The sequence below is a fragment of the Bacillus sp. FSL R9-9410 genome (assembly GCF_038050385.1).
GTDB lineage: Bacteria > Bacillota > Bacilli > Bacillales > Bacillaceae_G > Bacillus_A > Bacillus_A cereus_U.
Map to the genome: position 1 here is coordinate 847,059 of NZ_JBBOTV010000001.1, position 20,318 is coordinate 867,376.

Consider the following 20,318-nt stretch of genomic DNA (forward strand, 5'->3'; position numbering starts at 1 on the left):
TAGGCGGGCATAATCTATAGGCTGGAAGCGCGACGGCATCTTTCAATTGGGAATGGAATAACTTGTGCAATGTGATTAGGCCCCAACTGTTTCGCGCGAGCATGGCGTAGTATATAAAATGCGCACAGAATAGAAACAGGAATAGCACCATATAAACCAAAAAATAAAGCGCTTACACACGATGCAGCAAAACCTAAAACACCAACTTCTAATTCTTCCATAATAGCTCCTAAAATGACAGGAATAGCTCCGCATATAACTCCTAGTATAAGTGCGATAAGTAAACTCATGATTATCCCCCTCTGTTTGCAATATTCTTTTCCTTCTTATTAGTTGTAGTATATCATACGTAAAACAGAATTTTCAGAAAAAATTCAAAAAAAGTTCAATAAATGTTCAAAAAGTATTCCGAAATGTACTTGATAAAGTGGAATTATGATTCGAGATATTTGATTTAAACAAACGAAAGAGACAAATCATTTTAGTAAATAAAAAATCAGGCTTACTTCAATGTTATGAAATAAGCCTGTTCCATAGGAGGATGTATATATGTAGAGTGAATAAAAGGTTGGAAAAGGGGTTCCAACCTTTTATTCAACTAGCTACCTTAATAAATTGGAACCCAACCTTCTGTTGTAACAAAAATACGAATAGCTACAACTTGGCGATCATCTTGTAAGGTAAAATAGTGTCTTGCATTTTCAGGTACAGATATAAGATCACCAGGCTCAAGTTCAACGTCAAAGAATCGACCATCTTTTCCTTCAATAGCGAAGATGCCATGACCGCTGACAATAAAGCGAACTTCATCGTCAGTATGATGGTGTTCTTTTTGGAAATTAATTAATAACTCGTCAAGGCTAGGTGTGCTATTTGAAAGTGAAATCACATCATATGCTTTATAACCTCTGCGCTCTGAAACATCAGCAATTTCTTTTGAAAACAACGTTAATATTTCAGCTTTGTTTTCATCTGTTAAGGAGTAATTTTCTTTTAAATGAGTAGGGAGTTTAGAAATATTCCATTTCTCATATAAAACATCTTCTCCTTGTAGAAAGGTTGATACTTCTACTTCATTTTCAATACGAGTATTTTCCTCATGAATACGAATTTGCGCCATTAGAAACGCCTCCTTGAATTGATAATAATTTTATATGAAATTGGAATAAAAACTCATAAGCTTCTAATCTTTTTTTTGCATCAAAGCTATCACGGCCCCATACGGTAATGCCATGGTTTCGAATTAATACTGCTCCTGAATCTCCTTGTATATGCTTTCGAAATTTCTCTCCAAGCGTTGGGATATGAGCATCATTTTCGATAATAGGAATGTTAATCGTTGCACCTTCTTCCCAAATATCAAGAGCTTTAATAATCTCTTGATTTTGAAGGGTGACTTTATCGCTATACAAATTTGTGATGACATTATTATCAGTTGTATGAACATGAAGTACGCACCCAGCATTCGTACTGTTATAAATATGTGTATGCAATATTGTTTCTGCTGAAGGGCGTAACTCAGTTTCTAAAACGGGAACTCCTTGATGATTTACTAATAGAAAATCATCTGGAGTGGTTTTTGTTTTATCTTTTCCACTTGCTGTAATAAGAAAAGTAAGTGGATCATGACTGACTTTTATAGAAATATTTCCACTTGTTGCTGGAAACCAATTCCGAGTTGTTAATTCTTTTTTTATTTCACTTAAGTCATACCATTGACGAAAAAGTTGTTTCATGATTTCACCTCCAACAAATGTTGTAATTCGACTTGAATATCGTGAAATGTGTTAAAAGATGTATAAGCAATATGATTTTCTTCACATTTTGTAATAAGGAAGTCACGGGCGAATACTTTATCTGCTTGTTTTGCTGCTTGTAAATCAGTAATGGAATCTCCTATCACAATATGAAAATCATCTTTAGAGCTTAGTTTCCGAATTAATGATGATTTACAGAGACCGCAACTATGCTGACATTGCTCGTCACAAGGGTGCGGCCATTTAACTTCAACAAATTCTCCTGAAAAGTCAGTTGCATTACAATAAATTTGTTCTTTAGGGATTATTTCTTGTAAGAGTGGATAGACGAAGAAATCCATTCCACCTGATATAACGTAAAAGGAAATGTTATTTTCATTAATAAATTGTATGAATTCATGAAAACCTGTACGGATTTCAGCAGTTTCTTGTAAAAACTGAATAATATCATCGTGTAGATTAATAGGTATTAATCGAAATAATTGAGAAACACCTTCTTGAATAGAAAGTTCTTGCGATAAAATTTTTTGCTTTATTTCCTCTGCTTCTGGTGGTGCGAATTTTTCCATAATGGACATGATATTATCGTTATTTGTAATCGTACCATCGAAATCACAAAATACTTGAATACTCATAATTTCACCTCATGAGAAGGATTTCCCCATATTTGTAGTGCGCTATGCAAATTTATTTCATCCACTTCATGGAGTGGTTTACCTTGTAAAGTAGCTTCAATTGCAGCACGGAAAGCTTTGCCACCGCCTTGAGCTCCATTTGGATGCCCATGAATCCCGCCGCCGGCGTTAATAACAACATCCTTACCAAAATCTCGTAGAATAAAGGGAACGAAACCAGGATGAATTCCAGCAGATGGAACAGAAAAACTTTTCTTGAAATAGTGGTCTTCCTCAGTTAATGCTTTTGTAATGAGGAGGGCTTCCTCTTTTTCTAATGCAACGTTGCCGTATGGTGATGGGAATAAAGAGAAATCAGCACCAGCGTAACGTAGTAATTTTCCAAGTAGTAATGGCGAAGAGAACCCGTATAGTTTCGATGACGAATATGCGCCACTTACAGCAGGGTGTGCCATAATAGGAATTGGAATTTCATCGTCTTCTACAAGTGATTGCAGTACATCTAATCCATAAGAAAATACATTAAATAAAAGAATGTCTGCTCCAGCTAACACCGCACGTTTCGCGTTCTCTTTTAAATCATAAGTTCGCCCTGTTAAATTTACTGCGTATAAAGTTTTATGTCCGTAAGTTTCGTATACAGATTGTAAAACTTCTTTCCCAGATTCAATTCTTTTTGTAAGTGGTGTTAATGAGTTTTCGAATAAAATTTCATCATCTTTTACAATATCTACGCCTCCAATTGCCTGATCGCGTAGTTGAGTTTTTAAATATCCAATATTCCGTCCTATCATCCCTTTGAAAATACTCATTAGAAGAGGGCGATCTTGAACTTGTAAAAGGTTTCGGATGCCTTCAATTCCAAATTTCGGTCCAGGGAACTGTTTCTTTAATTCGTCTGAGAATGTTAAATCAATTAGTTTAATTTCCCCATCTAACGAAAGTTTTCCAAATGTTGTTGTCAAAATGGCTGGTAAGTCTGGGCTGAAGTTCAGCGATGGATAATGAATTTTAATGATTCCACGTAATACTTTTTTGCCAAGATAGGAGTTAATATGTTCTTGTTCGTCTAACTCTTCAATATGAATGACATTGCCTTTATGTTGTTTTAATTGTTCTTGTAATAAGTGTGGTAAATGAGTCCATGAACCAATTGTTAAACCAATTGCAATTTGTTCTGCTTTCTTTTCTAAGTTGTGAGAATCATCGTGGATTAAATATGTCGCTATAATTCCGCTCATTGTTAAAACCTCCTAGTTAAATAAAAAAACCTCTCAGCTAAGGAGAGGTTTTTTTACAACCAGCTCCTTATCTGTCAGCGTAACGCTGCGAGAATTAGCACCGTGTCTACAATTGTAGATCGGTTGCCGGGTTTCGTCGGGCTCGTCCCTCCACCTGCTCTTGATAAGAAGTATTTAGAAATGTTTAAATTTTTAAGATAACTGAATTTTGTCAGAAATTTTTTATGTTGTCAATGACTTTTTGAAAAAATTTAATTTATCAATTCGATTAATTGCTTCTCGTAATCGATCTTCTGTATGCAAGAGACCAACACGAACATACCCTTCGCCGTGCTCACCAAATCCAATACCAGGGGCAACAGCGACATGTGCTTTTTCTAGCAAAATATCAGAAAATTGCTCAGATGTATATCCTTCTGGTACAGGAAGCCATGCAAAGAATGATCCTGTTGGAATGTTTACATTCCAACCAATTGAGTGACAAGCTTTAATAAGAGCATTTCTTCGAGATTCATAACTATTAACAAGTTCTATCACACAAGACTGCGAGCCTAATAGTGCTTCGCGGGCAGCATCTTGAACTGCACCAAAAATACTAACATACATATGATCTTGCAATAGGTTAATTGTTTCGATGACACTTTCATTCCCCACTGCAAAAGCAATACGCCATCCAGCCATATTGAAAGTTTTTGATAAAGTGTAAATTTCAATTCCTGTATCTTTGGCACCGTCTGCCTGCAAGAAACTAACAGGCTTTTGACCATCAAATCCGATAGCACCGTAAGCAAAATCATGAACAACTAATATACTATGTTTATTAGCAAAATGAATGGTTTCATCAAAGAAATCTTTTGATGCTGTAGCACCGGTAGGGTTATTTGGATAGTTTAAAAACATTAACTTTGCTTGCTTGGCAATAGAGTCATCAATTTTTGTATAATCCGGTAAAAAATTATTTTCTGCAATAAGCGGCATTGTTTCAAAGTGCGCTTTTGCTAAAGCAACTCCAGATAAATAATCTGGATAGCCTGGATCTGGAACGAGAATGGTATCACCAGGGTTTGTAAAACAAATTGGTAATTCTACTAATCCAGCCTTTCCGCCAAACAAAATAGCAACTTCAGTTTTTGGATTTACTACTACATCATATTCGCGTTGATAGAATGTTGCCACGGCTTCTTTTAAGCTTTCATGTCCGCGAAATGGCGGATATTTATGATGAATGCTCTTTTCAGCCGCATCTTGTAAAGCTTTTACGATATGCTGCGGTGTTGGTTGATCTGGATTACCTTGACCTAGATTAATAACATCGTGACCAGCTGCAACGACTTTGTTAACTTTTGCAACAAGTGAAGCGAAAAATTGTGTCGGCAATGATGTTACTACTTTGGAAGGTTGAAAATTTTTCATACTTTCCACCTCTTTTGAAAGTTGTTACAATTCTAGTGACAAATGATATAATCTTTCCAGTATTTTGTAAAGAAAAAATTAAGAATGGAGCGGACAAAATGAAAGTGGCATGTATTCAAATGGATATTATCTTTGGAGATGTAGAAAAAAATATTGAGAATGCTAAAAATAAAATAAGCGAAGCGATGAAGGAAAGACCAGATGTTATCGTCTTACCAGAATTATGGACAACAGGATATGATTTAACAAGACTTTCTGAAATTGCAGATAGGGATGGATTGGAAACGAAAGAAAAGTTGAAAGAATGGTCGAAACAATATGGTGTACATATTGTTGGTGGTTCCATAGCAAAGCAAACAGAGCAAGGTGTTACAAATACAATGTATGTTGTAAACAATGAAGGGAATCTAGTCAATGAATATAGTAAAGTACATTTATTTCAGCTTATGGATGAACATAAATATTTGGTAGCTGGTAATGAGACAGGTGAATTTAAGCTAGATAATGTAGAGTGCGCTGGCACAATTTGTTATGATATTCGTTTTCCAGAGTGGATGCGTGTTCATACTGCTAAAGGTGCTAACGTTTTATTTGTTGTAGCAGAATGGCCATTAGTACGTTTAGCGCATTGGCGTTTGCTTTTACAGGCGAGAGCAGTTGAAAACCAGTGTTATGTTGTAGCATGTAATAGAGCCGGAAAGGATCCGAATAATGAATTTGCAGGTCATTCTTTAATTGTGGATCCTTGGGGAGAAGTTGTGGTAGAGGCAGATGAAGAGGAATCTATTTTATTTGGAGAGCTGCAATTAGAAAAAATTAAAGAAGTTCGCAAAGGAATTCCAGTTTTTGCAGATCGTCGTCCAGAATTATACAAATAAAATGTTGACAAGTGATTTTTATTCTTGGTATAGTCTTCATCATAAAGTTAAAAATTCAAAAAATTATACAACTCTTATCAAGAGCAGGTGGAGGGATTTGGCCCGATGAAGCCCAGCAACCGACCGTAATACCATTGTGAAATGGGGCGTTTATGACGCCAAAAGGCACGGTGCTAATTCCAGCAGAAAGTAAACTTTCTGGCAGATAAGAGGGGAGAAGATAAACTTCAAACCTCTTTCTTTGTGGGAAGAGGTTTTTCTGTGCTAGAAAAACCTCTGAATTAAAAGGGGGAGAAGACGATGGGATATTATTCATTAACGGAAGAAACAGCTGTACACTATGCAAAAGAACATGGATACTTTGAAAAGAAAGCGAATGTAGTTTGCCATGAAATTGGAGATGGCAATTTAAATTACGTATTCAAATTAGATGATGGAGAGAAGACAATTATAATTAAACAAGCACTTCCATATGCGAAAGTAGTTGGTGAGAGCTGGCCATTGTCAATAAAAAGAGCAACGATTGAAAGTAAAGCACTGCAAATTTTCGCAAAGTATGTACCGGAATACGTTCCAGAAGTATATAGTCATGATGAGGAATTGGCAGTGACAGTAATAGAAGATTTATCAAGGCTAACGATTACAAGAAAAGGATTAATAGACGGAGAAGAGTATCCTCTTTTATCCCAGCATATTGGTCGCTTTCTAGCACATGTTTTATTTTATACTTCAGATTTCGGCGTACGTTCAGAAGAGAAAAGAGTGTTAGATAGTGAATTTGTTAATCCGGATCTTAGTAAAATCACAGAAGATTTAGTGTTTACAGATCCGTTTGGTCATTATGATACGAATGATTATGAGCCAGAGTTACAACTAGCGGTTGATGAACTGTGGAGTGACAAAAATTTAAAATTAAAAGTAGCACAGTATAAGTATAAGTTTTTAACGAGAAAAGAAGCGCTCATTCATGGGGATTTACATACTGGTAGTATATTTTCATCGCCTTCTGAAACGAAAGTAATTGATCCGGAATTTGCAACGTACGGTCCATTTGGATTTGATCTTGGCCAATTTATTGCAAATTTATTATTAAATGCGTTATCGCGTGAAGAGGAAAAAAGAAGTGTGCTATTTTTCCATATCGAGAAAACATGGAGTTATTTTGTAGAAACTTTTACAAAGCTATGGATTGGAGAAGGTGTAGAAGTATATACGAAAGAGAAACAATGGTTACCAATTATTTTGCAAAATATTTTTAGTGATATTGTTGGATTTGCTGGATGTGAACTTATTCGTAGAACAATTGGTCTAGCACACGTGGCAGATTTAGATGAAATATCAGATAAAGAAAGAAGAATTCAAGCTAAAAAACAAGCACTTTATTTAGGAAAAGAACTATTAAAATATGAATCAAAGAGCGCAGATATACAACTGTTCCGAACATTATTTCAACATACAATTTCAGGAGGCGTAAAGGCATGAGTACAATCATTACTATTCCGAGATCTGTAAGTTGGAAAGGAGATGCCATTGCGGTATTAAACCAAACAAAGTTGCCGCATGTCACTGAATACAAAACATTAACGAATGTTGAAGATGTATGGAAAAGTATCATTATGTTAGAAGTACGCGGAGCACCTGCAATTGGAATTGTAGCTGCGTTTGGTTTGGCGCTTGCGGCAAAGAAATACGATGCTACAAATATCGATGAATTTCAAAAGAAGTTTAATAGAGATTGTAACTATTTAGGGACATCACGTCCGACGGCAGTCAATTTATTTTGGGCAATTGATCGCATGAGAGAAGCAATACGAGGGATTTCTACAATAAAAGAAGCACAAAAAATATTAGAAGAGGAAGCACTTCGTATTCAGCAAGAGGATGAAGTGGTGTGCCGAAGTATTGGAGAACATGCTTTAACATGTTTTAAAGACGGTGATAAAATTTTAACAATTTGTAACGCTGGAAGTATTGCAACTGCTAGATATGGAACAGCATTAGCCCCATTTTATATTGGGAAAGAGAAGGGTGTACGTTTACATGCGTATGCGTGTGAAACGAGACCGGTTTTACAAGGTGGTCGTTTAACGACATGGGAATTGAAGCAAGCAGACATTGATGTAACGCTTATTACGGATAATACTGCAGCACATGCAATTCGAACGAAAGAAATTAATGCGATTATTGTAGGAGCAGATCGAATCGTTGAAAACGGTGATACTGCTAATAAAATAGGAACATTAAATTTAGCTATATTAGCAAAGTATTTCGGTATCCCATTTTATGTTGCAGCACCGTTATCTACATTTGATACTACGAAACAAACAGGTGCTGAAATTGTCATTGAAGAAAGAGATGAAACAGAAGTTACGAAAATTTTTGGGAAACAAGTGGCGCCACTTGGAACGCCTGTATTTAACCCTGCATTTGACGTAACACCGCATGAATTAATTACAGGAATTATCACTGAGAAAGGTATTTTACGTGGAGATTATAAGCAAGAAATTACATCATTATTTGAAAAAACAAGCTAACTGCTCAGTCGCTATATAAAAAAACCGGTAGAAAAACATTTTTTTAAATGGTCGAGAGGGACTGGCTATGTATAGGAGCGTTCAGGGCCTGTTCCTACCACGCGCAACGTTTTAAAACAAAGAAAGGTAGCAAGGTGTAGGACCATTTGTATCTTCATGGCAGCAATCTATATGCTAAAAAATGAAATGTATGGCTGAGTAGTTAAAAAAACAAGCTAATAAAAAATAGCTTGTTTTTTATGCCTTAAGTCTTCCTTTCCTCTTATTTATGTAATGAAGGGAGGAGAGAAAGATGGATGAGTGGATCAGGATGATAGGTAATGTGGGGTTTCCAATTGTTGTAACGCTATATTTACTACATCGCATTGAAAGTAAATTAGACGGAGTGATTGTTGCAATTGAGAAACTCCCTAAACAATTACTAAAGTAGGAAGATCCTCGCGATAGAAAGTAAAATAAAGTTTGCTCTTCGTGAGCAAACTTTATTTTTTATCCCGCTATTTGATGGGCAGTAAAACTCCCACCTCAAAATTTGGTTGGAGCAAAGAAGTTAGGTCGGAGATTAACTGCCCGTAAAAGCCCGATTGTTGAAGGCTAATAATCAGTGGGGGATGAACAAAACCCCCACTGATTAAAGTTTCACTTTATTGAGCAGTATATCCACCATCGATAACAACAGCTTGACCAGTTATGCCTTTTGCCTTTTCACTTGCTAAAAACACAGCATAATCTGCAATTTCTTGTACTTGCAACAAGCGCTTCTGCGGTACAAGAGGATAAATAACATCTTCTAAAACATTTTCAAGGGGTACATTTCGTGTAGTTGCTAAATCTTGTAGTTGATTTCGTACAAGGGGAGTATCAACATATCCGGGACAAAGAGCGTTTACAGTAATTCCATGAGTTGCTCCCTCTAAAGCAGCCACTTTTGTTAATCCGATTACGCCATGTTTCGCACTATTATAAGCAGCTTTTCCAGCAAATCCGACAAGGCCGTTAATAGAAGCGATATTAATAATTCGTCCATACTGTTGTTTCTTCATAATAGGAAAGGCAAACTTGGTTGCAATAAATGGAGCAATTTGCATAATTTTAATAAGAAGTTCGAACTTATCCGTTGGAAAATCTTCAATTGGTGAGACGTGTTGCATTCCTGCGTTGTTAATTAATACGTCTAATGAACCGAAGTGAGTAACTGTTTGAGAAATTGCTGCTGCAATTTCTTCTTCAGCTGTAACGTCACATTTTAAACCGATAGCTTGATAGCCTTCTGTTTGCAATTGTTCAGCAGCTTCTTTTGCACGATCTTCAAGACGATCACTAATAACAACTTTCGCACCTTCTTTTGCGAAAGCACTTCCCATTTCATAACCAATACCGCTCGCAGCACCTGTTAAAAAGACCACTCGATTTGTAACCATGATGAAAAACACTCCTTCATAATAAAAGTTCTCTTATTGCTCTATTTAGAGAGGTGATAATGAAATCCCTGCAAACATTTGGAAAAATATATTTAGCTATCTTGCTTTACAAAATAGTCTCTGCTATACTATTTTGTAAAGTAAGATACTTACGCTTATCTATCTTGTAAAACAAGATAGTGGGAGGATTTGAAATATGTCGACAAGTCAAATGCTAAAAGGGATTTTAGAAGGTTGCTTACTTGCTATTATTTCTGAAGGTGAAATATATGGTTATGAAATGAGTGAAAAACTAGCGAAATATGGTTTCACAATGGCGAGTGAGGGAAGTATTTATCCGTTATTAATACGAATGCAAAAGGAAGGATTAATAACAAGTGTAATGAAGGAATCTCCATCTGGTCCAAAGCGAAAATATTATACATTAACAGAAAAAGGCGAGGAAGCACTGGATGAATTTATGGATCGCTGGGAAGCGATGCAAAGTAGTGTAGAGCGTCTACTTGAAGGAAAGGGGAGAAAAAAATAATGCTATCAAATGAAGCGCGAAATTTTTTATTGGATATGAGATTATTTTTAACTGCAAAGAGTGTGAAAGAAAGCGATATTGAAAGCTTTTTAGAAGATGCAGAGTTGCATTTAATAGAAGGTGAGGGTGAAGGGAAAAGTGTAGAAGATATTTTCGGAAGTTCACCGAAAGAATACGCGAATGAACTTGTAAAAGTGATGGAAAGGGATAGAAAGGAAACGTGGAAGCAAATTGGGTTTACGGTAATGAATATCGTTTCGTTTTGGATTATTGCTTCTATTTTAATAGTTAATAATGGGGTTTTACAGATTTCGCTTATTCAGTGTATTGGCTATAGTTTTACATTGATTTTAGCTGTTATGGGTCCTAATTTTCTGCTTCGTAAAATGACATTTGTAACAAGTCTTACAAAAACGTGGTTTTCCATGTGGTTTTTAGTCATGATCGCGCCAATGTTTTTATTAGGAGCAGTTACGATATTAGATGTGATATATCCTACAACGATGTTTACGTTGACTCTAGTCCAAAGTTATATATTAGCTGGAGGGATCTTTATCCTCACGGTAGCTATAAATATATATTTTGAAGGATGGTTTAAAAACTTATATTTAATTATTCCGCTTTCTATTATGTTAGTGTTTAAAACATTTACATCGGAAGATCTTATGCCAATGTTATTTCAAATTGTATGCTTGTATGGAAGTTTATTTATTTTAATTTTCGTTGAAATTATGATGAAGGCGAATAGAAGAGAAACGGTTAAATAAGGGAGGGATAATAATGAAGGTTTCTAAAGAAGGGGAAAAGTTTCTAATCGATACGAAATTGTATTTAATAACGAAGGGAATTAAAGTAGAAGATGTGGATGCATTTCTAGAAGATGCAGAGCTACATTTAATAGAAGGTGAGAAAAAAGGAAAGACAGTAAGTGATATATTTGGTGATTCGCCAAAAGCGTATGCGGAAGAATTGGCGAAAGAGATGGAGAAGGATAAAAGCGGGATTATAAAGAGTATTCTTGCGATGATAATTGGGGTTGGCGGGTACTGGATATTAACACATATTTTGTTTAATAATCCGAATCAGCAATTTACGCTAACAAATATACAGTTAATTGGCTATCCTATCGTCTTAATCATTACGATTATTGGAACAATTGTTGCCTTTAGAATGTCTTCTTTTAAAAATAAGTTTGTAGAGTTTGGGATTATTTACGTAATAGTAATGGTTCCTATCTTATTATTAGTATTATTGATGTTTATTGATAAATGGTACGGTACACCTATTTTGCAATTGTCGACAATACAAACATATATATTAGCAGCAAGTATCTTTTTATTACTTTTCATTGGAGAAGTGTATGTTCTTGGTTGGATGGGCGTTTTGGTGCTAATTGTTCCTTTGGCAATTATGTTTATATTTAAAGACTTAGAAGAAAGAAATGTATCTTGGGGAATTGCAAAGATTTTACTTATGTATGGAAGTATATATGGATTAATGCGATGGTATTTAAAAATTGAAGAGAGAAAAAGTATAAACTAGCTGTACGATACGAAAGTAACGAGCAAATAATTAGCAAACGGAATTTTCTATTAAGTGGGGTACAAATATGCAAAATATATTTATATGTATATTAACTATTATGTTTCTAGGATTAGCAATTTTAGGGATCTATACTGCTTTCACCAAAAGAATACATGATGAATATTTTAATACTTTATTAGATGATACATCAGGATATGTTTTGTTTTTCGGTTTAATAGGAAAAGGGCTGCTTTGGATATGCAAAAAAGTATTTCCAAAGAAATATTATATTGGGATTTTTAGAGGGATTACATTTACTTTTAGTTGTATGTTTTTACCCCGCATTAACGGGCAGTAAAACTCCCATCTCAAAATTCGGATGGAGCAAAGAAGTTAGGTGGGAGATCAACTGCCCGTAAACGCCCGATTGGTGAAGGCTAATAAGCAGTGGGGGATGAACAAAACCCCCACTGCTTATAGTTTCACTTTATTTCTCGCAGCCGGTATTTGGTTTGTTGATTGGAATATATTGTTTTAAACAGTAACAATATCGTTACTGTTTTTTTCTTTGTAATAAGGGACTTTGTAAAGAGAGCGCTTTTTGTTCATTTGTTAATAATGAATTGATGTGAACTTTATTAGGGCTAGGGACTATAGGGTACATAAGGTTCGATGGTGAATGGTGATGTTCAGAACCGGTTGGAGAGTGGGGATCTGCGTGCGTAAGTTTTCCATGAATTCGTCTTGTGAATAAAATATGACCAATTTCGTGAGCGAGGGTGTATATATTTTTCATTGGAGCAGCTGAGTTTGTTAGAACGATGTAACCAGTAAGTTGTTGTTGTTTCGCTAGAGAGTAAGCGCAAGCGATTACTGCGGTTTCTTTGAAATAATCACTGCCAATATAACAAATATAAAGGTCACATTCAGGAGCTTCGTTAACACAAGTTTGAAAAAAGGATGATAATTTTTCCTGACTTTGAATGGAGTTTTTATAACTAATTTCCCGATTAGAAAAACGGAAAAGCTCGTTTAGTACAATTACTTCTTTAATTTGAAATGTAATGGGATGCCAAATTGATTCTGCAACTGCTAAATCTTTTGCAATACGGTCGTCAGAAATATCGGCGCCTGGAGTAATGCAAACACATATATTAACGTATGAATCCATAAGTAACACCTCAAATGAAAAAATTCTTTCTATAATATATGTGGGGAAAAGGTCCTATGTATGGATAAACGCCTTGTTTATTACACGAATATATAGACTACAAGTCGAAAAAATTTCATAGTTCTATAACGTAGTATGGTCATCTTTTTGATATAGTAAAGAAAAGGGGGAGAATATATGTATACATTAAAAATCGTTTCAGACAGAGAAGCTCTGTATCAATTTGCGAGCTATGTAAGAGTTGTGCAAGGGGTTGAAGGTGTATATGTAGAGGTGGGAGAACCTTTATATGAACATCCATTAATGAAGTTTTATGTACATATTACAATTGAAGAAACATATGATCAGCATAAAGCGTTACAAGAAATAGCTAGATTAGTAGAATTAGGGCGTTTTACATATGTCCATTATAGCAATGAGGAAATTGAAGAAGCTTTTGAAGCTGTAAAATACGAAAGCTTTAAGAAATAACGGTGAAAAAAGGAAGCGGAAGCTTCCTTTTTTTATTGAAAATTACAGCAACAAAAGGAAGAGAATTTTGTTATGATAAGGAAGGGTGAGGAAAGGGGAGTTTACATATTGGGGTATATTGAAGAGTTACGCAAAGTAGTTGGCACGAGACCACTTATTTTAGTAGGATCAGCAATTATTATATTAAATGATAATCAAGAAGTATTGCTTCAATATCGTTCAGATACATATGATTGGGGTGTGCCTGGCGGGGCAATGGAACTGGGAGAAACGACAGAAGAAACTGCTCGTAGAGAATTATTCGAGGAGACGGGGCTAAGTGCAAAAATAATGCAATTTCTTGGTGTTCTTTCAGGGAAGGAAGTTTATTTCCGTTATCCAAATGGAGATGAAATTTTTAATGTGATTCATCTGTATCAGGCACATCATGTAAGCGGAGAATTAAAGCTCGATCATGAAGGGTTACAACTTCAATATTTTCCAGTAGACAAGTTACCGAAATTGAATGAAACGACAGAGAAGATATTACAAAAATTCTTATATGCATTGACAGAATAGAAGGTTAATTCCTTCTATTTTTATTATATTAAATATTTTGATTTTTTGGTATGTTTATAGTATGATAATTGTAGACATACAACTTATGGAATTTCACCTAAAAACTTACCAGGGTACATAAGAGAGGGGCAAGTATAAAATGCATAATGTTGTCATTACAGCTGCAGTTCGTTCACCAATTGGAACTTTTGGAGGAGCACTAAAAAATATAACACCAGTAGAATTAGCTGTTCCTGTACTTCAGGAAGCTGTAAAAAGAGGCGGAGTAGAGCCACATGAAGTTGATGAAGTAATTTTAGGTCATTGTATTCAAAGAACTGATGAAGCAAATACGGCAAGAACAGCTGCATTAGCGGCAGGATTTCCTGACACAGTTACTGGTTATACAATTCAACGTCAATGTTCTTCAGGTATGCAAGCAATTATGTCTGCTGCAATGCAAATTCAATTAGGTGTAAGTGATATTGTTGTTGCAGGTGGAGTAGAGGCAATGAGCTCGAGCCCTTATGCATTAAAACAACACCGCTGGGGACAACGTCTACAGCACGGAGAAATTCGTGATACGGTGTGGGAAGTTTTAGAAGATCCGATTCACCATATTATGATGGGTGAAACAGCGGAAAATTTAGTTGAACAATATGAAATTACAAGAGAGGAACAAGATGAAGTTGCGCTTCGTAGCCATACATTAGCGTTGCAAGCGATGGAGTCTGGATACTTTGACGATCAAATTGTTCCTATTACAATAAAAGAACGTAGAAAAGAAGTTGTATTTGCGAAGGATGAACATCCACGTGCAGATATTACAGCTGAAAAATTAGCAGGATTAAAACCAGCTTTCCGTAAAGACGGATCAGTAACTGCAGGGAATTCATCTGGTCTTAATGATGGAAGTGCTGTTTTAGTATTAATGAGTGAGGAAAAAGCGAAAGAAAAAGGTTTACAACCGTTAGCTCGAATTGTGGGATATTCAGTAGCGGGTGTGGATCCGAAAATTATGGGTATTGGACCAGCACCAGCAATTCGCAAAGGATTAGAAAAAGTAGATTGGTCATTAGAAGATGCAGACTTACTTGAAATTAATGAAGCTTTCGCTGCACAATACCTAGCTGTAGAGAAAGAATTAGGATTAGACCGTGAGAAAGTGAATGTAAACGGTAGTGGTGTAGGACTTGGACATCCAATTGGTTGTACAGGAGCTCGTATTACGGTAAGTTTAATTCACGAATTAAAAAGACGTGGATTAGAGAAAGGTATTGCCTCTCTATGCGTTGGAGGCGGTATTGGAGTAGCTTTATTTATAGAAGCATTATAAAAAAGAGGCAGCGATTGCTGCCTCTTTTTTATGACTCAAATAAGTGATGAAATAATCGATCGCGATTTTCAAAGAAAAGTTTCGTCGTTTGATAATGCTCTGTTTCTTCTAATGTCGATTCGTGAATCCCTTCTTGAGTTAAAGAGTATATAGTAGATTCAGGATAAGCCATTAAAATGGGAGAATGCGTTGCGATAACAAATTGTGAACCTTGTTCAGCTAGCTCGTGCATGCGAATGAGCATTGAAAGTTGCCTCATCGGTGATAAAGCTGCCTCAGGCTCATCTAAAATATATAAACCTTGTCCTGAAAAACGATTCATAAATAATGAGAAGAATGATTCGCCGTGTGACTGTTCGTGAAGTGAAACGCCGCCATAAGATTTTATAGCATCTATTTCATCGATATAAGAAGCGACGTTATAAAATGATTCAGCACGAAGAAAGAAGCCGTCGTTTGGTGTATTGAAACTTTTTGAAATTCGAAGATATTCATGTAAAGATGAATGTGAATCGTTGGTGCTAAAACGGAAATTCTTCGTTCCACCTTCTGCATTAAAACCTAAAGCAACTGCAATCGCTTCGAGTAATGTTGATTTACCCGTTCCGTTTTCTCCAATAATGAATGTTACATTCGGATGGAAAAGGAGTGATTGTAATGTTCGTATAGCCGGTAAGCAGTATGGATATGCGGAAAAGCTAGGGATATTTTCTTTTTTTAATGTGACACTTTTTAAAAAGGGTACGTCAATCAATATATAAACCTCAATTCATAACGGATTTTGTTTCTAAAAAAGCAGCGAATACAAGTGTAAGAAAACTAGCTAATAAAATTGTATATTGAAGTGCGCCAAAACCGAGACCTTCCCAGCCGAAAGTAATTCTCTTCCATATAAAAATGAAAAGAACGCTCATAAAGCCAACTAGAGTAGGCGCATATTTTATAATTTTCAAGTGCTTCCATAGAAAGAAGCCAATGTATATACTTAAAAACAAGGTAAACAAAACAAGAAAAAATACAAGTGTTAACGACGCATGAACTCCTCTTATTTTCTGAATATTTTATGTGGATTATAACATTTAAACTATCATATTCCAATGTGAAAATAAACATTGCATAGAGATTGTTCATATCGTTATGATAATATGTATGCTATTGGAAATATGAAAAGGAGTTAAACTATGCCATTTACATTCGCACATCCAGCAGCTGTTCTCCCTTTTGCTAAGAAACATTCTAGTTATATTTCAGTGACGGCTCTTATATTAGGTAGTATGGCACCTGATTTTGAATATTTTTTACATTTTAGGCCATACGGTATTATTGGCCATACATGGGCTGGTTTCTTATATTTGAATTTACCACTCGTTTTTTTATTAGCATATGCATATCATTGTATTTTAAAAGGACCATTTATAACACATTTACCTAAGCCTTTTGCTAGTTACTATAAATATGTAGTAGATGAGAAGTGGGGGCTTTATACTTGGAAAGATATTTTTGTATTTTGCTATTCTGCTTTATTCGGTATGGTAACGCATGTCGTTTGGGATGCTTTTACTCATAAGACCGGCTATTTTGTTATGAAAATGCCGCTGTTACAGCAAGAAGTATATAGTATTCCAATTTATAAATTTTTACAGCATGGGAGTACGTGTTTTGGTCTACTATTACTAATATATGTACTATGGAAATATAGGAGGGAAACTGATCAAGATACTAGTTTAACTTCGGAAAAAAAGAAATATTGGACTTCATCTATCGTTGTGGCAGCCACTATATTTATCGTTCATGCGTTATTAGACCCCTATTTTCATATTTTCCAAATAGGAGGTATAATAGTATCTGGACTGACAAGTTCTTTTTGTGGACTTTTCATTGTTTCTATAGTTTACAAAACAAGGGACTAATATATTTTAATGAATGATAGTGTTAGGAGAAATTAAATGATGAAAGCATGGAAAAGTATTTTTGTTTTATGTAGTTTTCTTCTTATGTTAAGTGGTTGCTTCCATCAAGAAGAAAAGAAAGCAGAACCTAAAAAGAAAGAATCTATTCCTGAAACAAAAGAGTATGGTGGGCGTGAGCTTAAAAAAGTAGGGCAAAAGGTGAAAGAAAAAGGATGGGGGACTTTTGAATTAGAACAGATTCATTCTGTGAATCAGACATTTGAAGTAGCCCCAATGAAAATTCACGTACAAGACGTTAAAGTTATCTCATTATCGCAAATGAGCAAAGATGCAAAAAATACATTGAAAGTGTATACTGCATTAACTCCTGAAGAAGTAAAGCGTAGATTGGGAGATAAAGTGAGTCAAGAAGATGCTGAATTATATGCATCGTTAAGTGGAACTGAGATTAGCGATACGATTCGGTATGTTGAAATTACATATAAGGTAGAAAATAGTGGAAATAAGAACATGCAATTTTTCTCTATGAATGATGTTATTATTAATGACAAACAGCATTTTAATGTAGCGACTCAAAACTTTTTATATGAAGAAGACACACTTGTAGGCACAAAGAGTGTATCAAGGGAAGATTATAAACCTGGTGAGACACGAGAAGGAATTATCGGTTTAATACTCGATGATGGAAAAGAGAAGGTAAAGGATATTAAGTTTACAACAGATGATTTAGCAGTGGGAGATACTCATGAAGCTGTTAAAGAGCCACAAACTTTCAATATCTCATTTTCTAAGTAAGGTGTGTATTTAAACGAAAACAGTCAGCATAAAAAGTTATGCTGACTGTTTTTTTAGTTCTTTCACATATGAATCTACACTTTGAAAAGGCACTGTAATTTTAAAAGCATCTTTTTGCTCGTTAAATTGTTTTTCATTATAAGGACCAAATCGTTTATTATGCTTTACATCGATAATCCAATAATGTTCACTTTTTTTATTTGTAATTGCTGCGTCAGGATTATTTGGATCTGATTTTTCCTCAATTTGTTTTGTGATAATGTATTTATCGTCCCAAGCAATTTCTGTAATCTTTGCAGGGATGTATTGTGTAGCATATACAGCATCCTGCGAGGGGAAAAGTTCAAATGCATCTCCAGAAGTATGTATGAGTTCATATTCATCGTTAATTGTATAAGTTAAATGGTTTGTATTGCCTGTGCAACCTGTTAATAAGAGTGCGGCAAATAGGATTATCCATCTTTTCAATATGGGAACCTCCTTTACAATGCTGTTGTAAAACATTGTACAAGAAAAGTAAGCGAAACGCCAGTTTACAATGTTTTTTAGAAGTGGTACGATGAAACGGGTAAAGAAGGATATGAAGGAGTCGACACAAAATGAAGTTAAAGATGCATCGTTCAGCGCTTGTAATGAATCGCATAGGTGCTTCCCTTATTGACATGTTTTTAATCTCGGTTACGTACGGTGCAGTAGTAGCTATTATTACCGGAAACTATAGTGCTATTTTCAATCGTTTTAATATAAGTTTAGGTGACTATAGATATGACCTTACACTTGTTTTCGTATTAATGGCTATAAATTTTATTGTGTTACCTTTTCTTTGGAACGGTTCTACACTTGGTAAAAAGGTAACAAGAACAAAAATAATCTCGTTAACAAGTGAAAAACTAACGTTACAAACATTAATAATACGATTTTTGGTATTATTATTACCAAGCATATTATTACTTGGAGTTCCATTAATATGCAATGTATATATGATGTTATTCCGCAAAGATAATTGTGGCTTCCATGATTTAATTGCAAAGACGAAAGTGATGAGTCTTGTATAAGTAATATTTAAATTATAAGTGCTACTAATGAAATAAGACTTTTTATTGTTTGTATATAAAAAGTCTTATTTTTAATTTCGTAAAAAATTTGATTATATAGGGTGGATATCTCCTATATAGTACCTTCCATATTACTGAAGGATGTTTAAAGAAGCGGTAGCTAATTCAAACACCATATTTTCATTTTAATAGATTGAAAATTAAGATAATGATATAATAGACATAAATAATATCGTTATATAACAAAGGGGGATTTGCAATGACTGGAGGTAGCTTAATATTTTGGGGAATTCTTATTTTTATTGGTTTAACCTTCGATCAGTATAATAGTAAGAAAAAAAAAGAAACAAACAAGTAATCGCTTACAAGTTTTCGAGTTAACTTTTCCTGCTTGCGGATTAATCTAATAAAAGAGTATACTGAATGACGGTAAGACTTATAGAAGGGGTAATGAAAATGAAGCTTGCAGGAAAGGTTGCCATTGTAACTGGTGGTGGCATCGGTATTGGACGTAGTACAGCTCTTTTGTTGGCTAAGCAAGGCGCAAAAGTAATTGTGACGGACATTGATCAAGAAAGTGGACAAGCAACAGCTGAGGAAATTACGAATCTAGGCGGAGAGGCACTTTTTGTATCCTACGATATGGGAAAACAAGGAGATTGGCAACGTGTTATCAGTTTTGCTATGGAGGCATATAGTCGTGTTGATATGCTTTTTCAAAATGCGGGTCTGTATAAAATAGATTCTATTTTTTCTCGCCAACAAGAGAACGATTCCAATGTACTTTGTATTAATGACGTTTGGATAGAGATAAAACAATTAACGTCATCTTTTATGAAACAGCAAGAAGAAGTGGTGCTCAGTGATTTACCAGTTTTCGGTATTATTAGCACGAGAGGACAATCATTTCATACAATAGAAGCCCTAGTATAATAATGGAAAACCGCCCCCAGTATATATGTGGACGGTTTTTTTGTGTGTATTTTCAGCCATTCTAATTTCTTATCGTATAAGTAGCAACTATACAGCATACAAGTGATTTCGTACCCACTATTTTTTTGTTTTAATATGGCACGGGATAGGAAGAGGATTTGACCGTTTCTATGCATGG

27 protein-coding genes and 2 riboswitches are annotated in these 20,318 nt (G+C 35.1%); of the genes, 16 read left to right on the forward strand and 11 right to left on the reverse strand.

Annotation, left to right across the window (positions count from 1 at the left end; genetic code table 11):
* Positions 1-14: 14 nt before the first annotated feature.
* From MKX77_RS04715 to MKX77_RS04740, 6 genes are all read right to left on the reverse strand, one after another.
* Entirely contained in the window at positions 15-290 is a 276-nt protein-coding gene (locus tag MKX77_RS04715) for a hypothetical protein (RefSeq protein WP_002160633.1), read from the reverse strand.
* 317 nt (positions 291-607) lie between these two features.
* Entirely contained in the window at positions 608-1,120 is a 513-nt protein-coding gene (locus MKX77_RS04720; protein ID WP_341305949.1) for a 1,2-dihydroxy-3-keto-5-methylthiopentene dioxygenase, read from the reverse strand.
* Positions 1,098-1,736 carry a methylthioribulose 1-phosphate dehydratase gene (locus tag MKX77_RS04725; protein WP_002111581.1) on the reverse strand — a complete coding sequence of 213 codons (639 nt, stop codon included), beginning with the start codon at positions 1,734-1,736 and terminating at the stop codon, positions 1,098-1,100. The genes MKX77_RS04720 and MKX77_RS04725 overlap by 23 nt, the downstream gene beginning before the upstream one ends.
* The gene (locus tag MKX77_RS04730) at positions 1,733-2,392 is read right to left on the reverse strand and encodes a 2-hydroxy-3-keto-5-methylthiopentenyl-1-phosphate phosphatase (protein ID WP_002111579.1); all 660 of its coding nucleotides are present in this window, start codon (positions 2,390-2,392) and stop codon (positions 1,733-1,735) included. Before MKX77_RS04730 ends, MKX77_RS04725 begins: the two co-directional genes overlap by 4 nt.
* The gene (mtnW, locus tag MKX77_RS04735) at positions 2,389-3,633 is read right to left on the reverse strand and encodes a 2,3-diketo-5-methylthiopentyl-1-phosphate enolase (RefSeq protein WP_341305950.1); all 1,245 of its coding nucleotides are present in this window, start codon (positions 3,631-3,633) and stop codon (positions 2,389-2,391) included. The genes MKX77_RS04730 and mtnW overlap by 4 nt, the downstream gene beginning before the upstream one ends.
* A gap of 64 nt (positions 3,634-3,697) precedes the next feature.
* Positions 3,698-3,803, reverse strand: a riboswitch (SAM riboswitch).
* A gap of 52 nt (positions 3,804-3,855) precedes the next feature.
* On the reverse strand, positions 3,856-5,046 hold the full coding sequence (locus tag MKX77_RS04740) for a pyridoxal phosphate-dependent aminotransferase (RefSeq protein WP_341305951.1): 1,191 nt from the start codon (positions 5,044-5,046) through the stop codon (positions 3,856-3,858).
* Positions 5,047-5,060: 14 nt separating this feature from the next.
* Here MKX77_RS04740 and MKX77_RS04745 point away from each other — a divergent pair, with 14 nt between their 5' ends.
* From MKX77_RS04745 to MKX77_RS04760, 4 genes are all read left to right on the forward strand, one after another.
* Complete coding sequence (locus tag MKX77_RS04745) at positions 5,061-5,924, forward strand: carbon-nitrogen family hydrolase (RefSeq protein ID WP_341307930.1); 864 nt, start codon at positions 5,061-5,063, stop codon at positions 5,922-5,924.
* 71 nt (positions 5,925-5,995) lie between these two features.
* Positions 5,996-6,136, forward strand: a riboswitch (SAM riboswitch).
* Positions 6,137-6,224: 88 nt separating this feature from the next.
* On the forward strand, positions 6,225-7,406 hold the full coding sequence (gene mtnK, locus MKX77_RS04750) for an S-methyl-5-thioribose kinase (protein ID WP_341305952.1): 1,182 nt from the start codon (positions 6,225-6,227) through the stop codon (positions 7,404-7,406).
* Entirely contained in the window at positions 7,403-8,458 is a 1,056-nt protein-coding gene (mtnA, locus tag MKX77_RS04755) for an S-methyl-5-thioribose-1-phosphate isomerase (protein WP_341305953.1), read from the forward strand. Before mtnK ends, mtnA begins: the two co-directional genes overlap by 4 nt.
* Positions 8,459-8,750: 292 nt before the next feature.
* Positions 8,751-8,888, forward strand: coding sequence for a YvrJ family protein (locus MKX77_RS04760; RefSeq protein ID WP_215554051.1), 138 nt, complete (start codon positions 8,751-8,753; stop codon positions 8,886-8,888).
* Between the two features lie 214 nt (positions 8,889-9,102).
* Here MKX77_RS04760 and MKX77_RS04765 read toward each other — a convergent pair whose 3' ends face one another.
* Positions 9,103-9,879: a 3-hydroxybutyrate dehydrogenase gene (locus tag MKX77_RS04765; protein ID WP_341305954.1), complete on the reverse strand. Its 777-nt coding sequence runs from the start codon at positions 9,877-9,879 to the stop codon at positions 9,103-9,105.
* A 196-nt stretch (positions 9,880-10,075) separates the two neighbouring features.
* Between MKX77_RS04765 and MKX77_RS04770 the strand changes: the two genes are divergently transcribed.
* From MKX77_RS04770 to MKX77_RS04785, 4 genes are all read left to right on the forward strand, one after another.
* Positions 10,076-10,408: a PadR family transcriptional regulator gene (locus tag MKX77_RS04770; protein WP_002111568.1), complete on the forward strand. Its 333-nt coding sequence runs from the start codon at positions 10,076-10,078 to the stop codon at positions 10,406-10,408.
* The gene (locus MKX77_RS04775; protein ID WP_341305955.1) at positions 10,408-11,175 is read left to right on the forward strand and encodes a DUF1129 domain-containing protein; all 768 of its coding nucleotides are present in this window, start codon (positions 10,408-10,410) and stop codon (positions 11,173-11,175) included. The genes MKX77_RS04770 and MKX77_RS04775 overlap by 1 nt, the downstream gene beginning before the upstream one ends.
* A 13-nt stretch (positions 11,176-11,188) precedes the next feature.
* Positions 11,189-11,950, forward strand: a complete 762-nt coding sequence (locus MKX77_RS04780) for a DUF1129 domain-containing protein (RefSeq protein WP_341305956.1) — start codon at positions 11,189-11,191, stop codon at positions 11,948-11,950.
* 67 nt (positions 11,951-12,017) lie between these two features.
* On the forward strand, positions 12,018-12,290 hold the full coding sequence (locus MKX77_RS04785; RefSeq protein ID WP_341305957.1) for a DNA-binding protein: 273 nt from the start codon (positions 12,018-12,020) through the stop codon (positions 12,288-12,290).
* Positions 12,291-12,485: 195 nt separating this feature from the next.
* Here MKX77_RS04785 and MKX77_RS04790 read toward each other — a convergent pair whose 3' ends face one another.
* A complete protein-coding gene (locus tag MKX77_RS04790; RefSeq protein WP_002122123.1) occupies positions 12,486-13,103 on the reverse strand; it encodes an ImmA/IrrE family metallo-endopeptidase in 618 nt (205 codons plus the stop codon).
* 177 nt (positions 13,104-13,280) lie between these two features.
* Between MKX77_RS04790 and MKX77_RS04795 the strand changes: the two genes are divergently transcribed.
* The 3 genes from MKX77_RS04795 to MKX77_RS04805 all read left to right on the forward strand — a co-directional run bounded on the left by MKX77_RS04795 (position 13,281) and on the right by MKX77_RS04805 (position 15,447).
* Positions 13,281-13,574: a DUF3928 family protein gene (locus MKX77_RS04795; RefSeq protein ID WP_002160644.1), complete on the forward strand. Its 294-nt coding sequence runs from the start codon at positions 13,281-13,283 to the stop codon at positions 13,572-13,574.
* A 108-nt stretch (positions 13,575-13,682) separates the two neighbouring features.
* Positions 13,683-14,132: an NUDIX hydrolase gene (locus tag MKX77_RS04800; protein ID WP_002145954.1), complete on the forward strand. Its 450-nt coding sequence runs from the start codon at positions 13,683-13,685 to the stop codon at positions 14,130-14,132.
* A gap of 139 nt (positions 14,133-14,271) precedes the next feature.
* Entirely contained in the window at positions 14,272-15,447 is a 1,176-nt protein-coding gene (locus MKX77_RS04805) for an acetyl-CoA C-acetyltransferase (protein ID WP_002128911.1), read from the forward strand.
* A 28-nt stretch (positions 15,448-15,475) separates the two neighbouring features.
* Here the strand turns inward: MKX77_RS04805 and MKX77_RS04810 are convergent, their stop codons facing one another.
* A complete protein-coding gene (locus MKX77_RS04810; RefSeq protein ID WP_098635985.1) occupies positions 15,476-16,201 on the reverse strand; it encodes an AAA family ATPase in 726 nt (241 codons plus the stop codon).
* Between the two features lie 10 nt (positions 16,202-16,211).
* A complete protein-coding gene (locus MKX77_RS04815; protein WP_088079301.1) occupies positions 16,212-16,496 on the reverse strand; it encodes a hypothetical protein in 285 nt (94 codons plus the stop codon).
* 132 nt (positions 16,497-16,628) lie between these two features.
* Between MKX77_RS04815 and MKX77_RS04820 the strand changes: the two genes are divergently transcribed.
* Both MKX77_RS04820 and MKX77_RS04825 read left to right on the forward strand, forming a co-directional pair.
* On the forward strand, positions 16,629-17,357 hold the full coding sequence (locus tag MKX77_RS04820; RefSeq protein ID WP_341305958.1) for a DUF4184 family protein: 729 nt from the start codon (positions 16,629-16,631) through the stop codon (positions 17,355-17,357).
* A gap of 36 nt (positions 17,358-17,393) precedes the next feature.
* On the forward strand, positions 17,394-18,152 hold the full coding sequence (locus MKX77_RS04825; RefSeq protein ID WP_016106063.1) for a hypothetical protein: 759 nt from the start codon (positions 17,394-17,396) through the stop codon (positions 18,150-18,152).
* Positions 18,153-18,188: 36 nt separating this feature from the next.
* Here MKX77_RS04825 and MKX77_RS04830 read toward each other — a convergent pair whose 3' ends face one another.
* Positions 18,189-18,620: a DUF3997 domain-containing protein gene (locus tag MKX77_RS04830; RefSeq protein WP_002033805.1), complete on the reverse strand. Its 432-nt coding sequence runs from the start codon at positions 18,618-18,620 to the stop codon at positions 18,189-18,191.
* A 131-nt stretch (positions 18,621-18,751) separates the two neighbouring features.
* Between MKX77_RS04830 and MKX77_RS04835 the strand changes: the two genes are divergently transcribed.
* The 3 genes from MKX77_RS04835 to MKX77_RS04845 all read left to right on the forward strand — a co-directional run bounded on the left by MKX77_RS04835 (position 18,752) and on the right by MKX77_RS04845 (position 20,140).
* Positions 18,752-19,207 (forward strand): RDD family protein, encoded by a 456-nt coding sequence (locus MKX77_RS04835; protein ID WP_341305959.1) that lies wholly within the window; start codon positions 18,752-18,754, stop codon positions 19,205-19,207.
* 259 nt (positions 19,208-19,466) lie between these two features.
* Positions 19,467-19,565 (forward strand): hypothetical protein, encoded by a 99-nt coding sequence (locus tag MKX77_RS04840; protein ID WP_002145961.1) that lies wholly within the window; start codon positions 19,467-19,469, stop codon positions 19,563-19,565.
* 65 nt (positions 19,566-19,630) lie between these two features.
* Positions 19,631-20,140 (forward strand): SDR family NAD(P)-dependent oxidoreductase, encoded by a 510-nt coding sequence (locus MKX77_RS04845; protein ID WP_033710801.1) that lies wholly within the window; start codon positions 19,631-19,633, stop codon positions 20,138-20,140.
* The last annotated feature ends 178 nt before the right edge of the window (positions 20,141-20,318 follow it).